This window comes from Microcoleus sp. (genome assembly GCF_049646505.1).
GTDB lineage: Bacteria > Cyanobacteriota > Cyanobacteriia > Cyanobacteriales > Microcoleaceae > Microcoleus.
In genome coordinates this window covers 1-3927 of sequence record NZ_JBARVX010000414.1, presented here as the reverse complement: position 1 = coordinate 3927, position 3927 = coordinate 1, and the positions used below count along the sequence as shown (strand labels likewise).

The window sequence follows — 3927 nt, the reverse complement described above, 5'->3', positions numbered from 1 at the left end:
GCGCAGATCCCCCGATTTACTCTTACTGCGAAGGGACTAACCAAATTGATTTCATTAAAAGCCATGAAAGTTTTAGTAATTTTTTGGTGACAGAGGTTAAAATTCATGCGAAGTATTTGATGCCTGTGGCTAGCAAGTAATGACTTCACATACAACAGAATCTCACCTTACTGAAGTCAGAGCCTCTTGGTATTCATTCCCAGGCCTAGCCTGGGAATGAGAGGAAGAGGAAATGATTTAATTCGATGCTTTCGCCGCAGGCTGGTCTAAATAATTGTAGACAATCCGCGAAATTCGACGCACAAAATCTCTGACAATTGGGTCATTGTAAGGACGTTTCACAAAAATTGCGGCTAAATAACGCTTGCCATTGGGCATATCAATAATTCCCGCATCGCCCACCACAAAACCGATATCTCCAGTTTTGTCGGCAATCACGGCTCCCGCCCCCAAACCCGAAGGCAACAGCGTTCTAGTTGTAGTACGCCGCAATAATTCTAAAGCCTGTTCTCGACTCGATTCCGAAATTAATTTCTCGCGAGACAGCATTGCTAGCAACTTTACCATATCCACAGAACTTGTGGTATTTGTTCCTTGAAAATCGCCCAACCAGTTGCGAATTCTCGTATCAGTTAATCCCCAACTGCGAAAACGTTCGTTGACTTTAGCAATTCCTCCCAAACGTTCGATAATCATGTTTGTGGCTGTATTATCGCTGATCGTAATCATTTTATCTACGGTTTCTTTGATGCTAAACCGAGTGTTATCTGGTTCGTCTTGCATGGTTCCTGAACCGCTGGCAACTAAGTCCCGCTTCATAACTAATGTTTCGTCCAAGCTAACTTTGCCCGCGTCTACATCTTGATAAAATGCAATTAGAATTGGCAATTTAATTGTACTCGCCGCCGGAAATACTCGATCGCCTTTGACATCCAAATATTCTCCTGTATCTAAATCCAGAAAAAACATTCCGGCACTCAGGGATCTGTATTGGGCGATCGCACTTTCAATCTGAGGCTTAATTGCGCTCATTTCCAAACCCGTTCGCATCTCCAAATCAGCGCCATAGTTTCTCGAAATTCCTGAAGCAACAGTAGGCGAAACTTGACGCGGTTTTTGTTCTACCTGGGTAATAGCTGTTGGTGGAAAAGACTCGTTGCCGGCGATTTGCTCTGGATTCGGCAACTGAAACGACCAGCGGGTTGCAGATTCTCTAATAACTCGGACTTTTTGCGGGTCTAACTGATAGCCGGGAGTTAATTGTATCACTAATCTGGTAGTTTCGCGATCGAATTGCCCGATTCTAATTTGTTGAATAGCTGAGTTGTAGCTTTGAGGAGTTTCGGGATATTCCAAGACAATTCCCGGTAAATCAATTACTAAACGGGTGGGATTGGCAATAAGTTGAACTTGGGGTTGAACGCCTGAATCGGTGGTTAAGTTTAGTTGATTTTGGTTGGCATCGAAGTGCCATGATGTTAGTGTATCAGCTTTGACAGGCAGGGCGATCGACAAAACACTAATTAAAGAAGGCAACAGCCATCGCAGTTTTGGAGTCATATTTAAAGAGAAAGAGTTGAACGGCTGCAACGAAAAAACGGCCAGAACAGCGTTATCAACCGCTTTTGACGCAAACCACCTAGCATCATACAGTCAACTCTTGCCCGCAACCGTAAAGTTTGTTATTTTGTTTTAGAATATTCCGTTGCCCGAACTGAAGAGACATTTTGACAAAAATCGCAAACAATCGAGAAATTATCTGTGTTAAGAAAGCGTCGATCTGCGTCGAACTGCGGTTTCGGCAATTACCAAATCTAAAATCGATTGGTTTCTAGCATCTTCGATCGAGTCGATCGCAGCTTTGAGAAAAACTTTGCCTTTAGCAACTTTTCGGCGATCGCTCAAATGATCGTAAGCTTCCCAATTACCGCTAACTTCGCGATCGTGCCACAGAAACCAGCCGCGATAGATTTCGCCACTATCTATATCATCGCACAGAACCAGCCAATCATCCCCCGTGAGAGCGCTGTCATCTAACGCTATCAATTCAACCCAAGCTAAAGCAGTGCAGGCATCGATCGCCTCAGCATCAACCAAGTCAGATATTGTAGCGGTAGGTTGCGGCGAACAAAGTGTATACTTCATAATTTCTTCTTAATTAAATTAATGAATGTTTTTATTTGTGGAACAGAGGGGGGACAGCAAGTGGAAAAACGTTATTTTGATGAGTTTCGGGTTGGTCAAATTTACCAGCGGCGGATGCTTCTGTTAAATTATTAAGTGTATTAATTGTGAAAATTGCAGCGGTTCCTAAAGCTGCCATTCCCAGTCTGTGTAAGATTTTACTCATTTTGACGATGCTCCTTTTTAGCCTGATGGATTCTGCTAGTGTAGGGTGTGTCACAGAAGATATTTGACGCGAATCAGACAGTTTGTTTCTGCGGCACCCTTGGGTTTTGATGTATCTACTCTAAAAAATTCAGTGATTCCGGGCGGGGGAGATTGGGGAGTTAAGAAAAGTTTCTGGTTTTCAAATATATTCAAAGGTTGAAGCCGTTGTCAGGATGGAGTTTGAAGAATCGATCGCCCAAAAAACTTTCCGCAGTAAAATTCCTTAAATTCCGGCTAGCTGACTATCTGACTCAAAATCGGCTAAAATAGGGACTTAAGACGTTAAATTTTCTAAATTTGTTCCCTTTTCAGTGCAAGCGAAGTGCTCAAGTCAAAACGATCTCGCGGCCGCATTCTCACAGTGTCAGGCTTAAAGAAACTTAACGAAACGCTCCAAGAATGGTCTGACCGATATAACATTAGAGGTACTCTGACGGAAATCGAGGCTGAATCTGGCGTCGGTATCGATACAGTCAGCAAAATTAAGCAGGGTAGAGAAGGTGCAGATTTAAGTAAAATTCGTCAGTTGTTCGCGGCTTTCGATCTGACTCTGACGAATGACGACCACCGATCGGCTAAACTAGACGATGCCGAAGGTGTCGGAGAGTCGGACAATTTAGCCGCTGCGGGGGAAACCGCCAGCAGTTTTAAAGTATTTATCAGTTATCGCAGCGCCGAACCGGATCGCGAGTTGGGAAAACAGTTGGAAATGGCATTAAGTGCGATCGGTCATACAGTTTTCACAGCCGAAAATAACATTAGATTGGGAGATAATTGGTTCGATCGCATTAACTTCTTCCTCAAAGAATGCGATTACTTGGTGTTGCTACTGCCACCAACAGTCAGCCAAAGCGAAATACTAACATATCAAGTTCAGCAAGCAAAAGAACTGCAAGATGCCCGCCCTGACAAAAAACCGATAATTCTCCCCATCCGCGTCGGTTTCCCGCTAAACGCGCCTTTAAACCACGACTTGCGGGGCTATCTGTACCGCATCAAACAGAGGGAATGGAAAACCACCGCCGACACACCAATTATTATCGAAGAAGTGCTAAATTTGCTAGCAGAAACTCCCGCACCAGTCCCAGAAGAACCGGAAGATTTAACGCAAAACCAAGTATTAGAAATTAGCAGCGACGAAATACCCCAACCAGTCGCCGAACCGGAATTACCGGGAGGACAAGTCGATGTCGCCTCTCAATTTTATGTAGAACGCCAGCCCATCGAAGAACGCTGCTATCAAACTATTGTACAGCCCAGCGCGTTAATTAGAATCAAAGCACCGAGACAAATGGGAAAAACTTCCTTGATGGCAAAAATTTTGCATCACGGAAGCCTTCAAGGTTATTGCACAGTGCCGCTAACTTTTCAGTTAGTAGATAAAGCCGTATTCGCCGATTTAGATCAATTCTTAAAATGGTTTTGCGCCTACGTTGGGCGCGAGTTGCACTTAGCCAATCAATTAGACGATTATTGGGACGAAATTTTTGGCAGCAAAGTCAACTGCAAAGATTACTTTGAAAAATATATTTTGCC

General features: G+C 43.7%; 4 protein-coding genes. 1 reads left to right on the top strand and 3 read right to left on the bottom strand.

All coding sequences use genetic code 11. From position 1 onward, the window contains the following. Positions 1-237 precede the first annotated feature (237 nt). The 3 genes from WBA89_RS20515 to WBA89_RS20505 all read right to left on the bottom strand — a co-directional run bounded on the left by WBA89_RS20515 (position 238) and on the right by WBA89_RS20505 (position 2350). Positions 238-1560: a serine hydrolase gene (locus WBA89_RS20515; protein WP_424409044.1), complete on the bottom strand. Its 1323-nt coding sequence runs from the start codon at positions 1558-1560 to the stop codon at positions 238-240. A gap of 204 nt (positions 1561-1764) precedes the next feature. Beyond that, on the bottom strand, positions 1765-2145 hold the full coding sequence (locus WBA89_RS20510) for a hypothetical protein (RefSeq protein WP_424409042.1): 381 nt from the start codon (positions 2143-2145) through the stop codon (positions 1765-1767). Between the two features lie 31 nt (positions 2146-2176). Further along, on the bottom strand, positions 2177-2350 hold the full coding sequence (locus WBA89_RS20505) for a hypothetical protein (RefSeq protein ID WP_424409040.1): 174 nt from the start codon (positions 2348-2350) through the stop codon (positions 2177-2179). Between the two features lie 402 nt (positions 2351-2752). On the opposite strand from WBA89_RS20505, the gene WBA89_RS20500 reads away from it, so the two are divergent. Then, on the top strand, positions 2753-3927 hold a 1175-nt coding region (locus WBA89_RS20500; protein WP_424409038.1), incomplete at its 3' end, for an AAA-like domain-containing protein.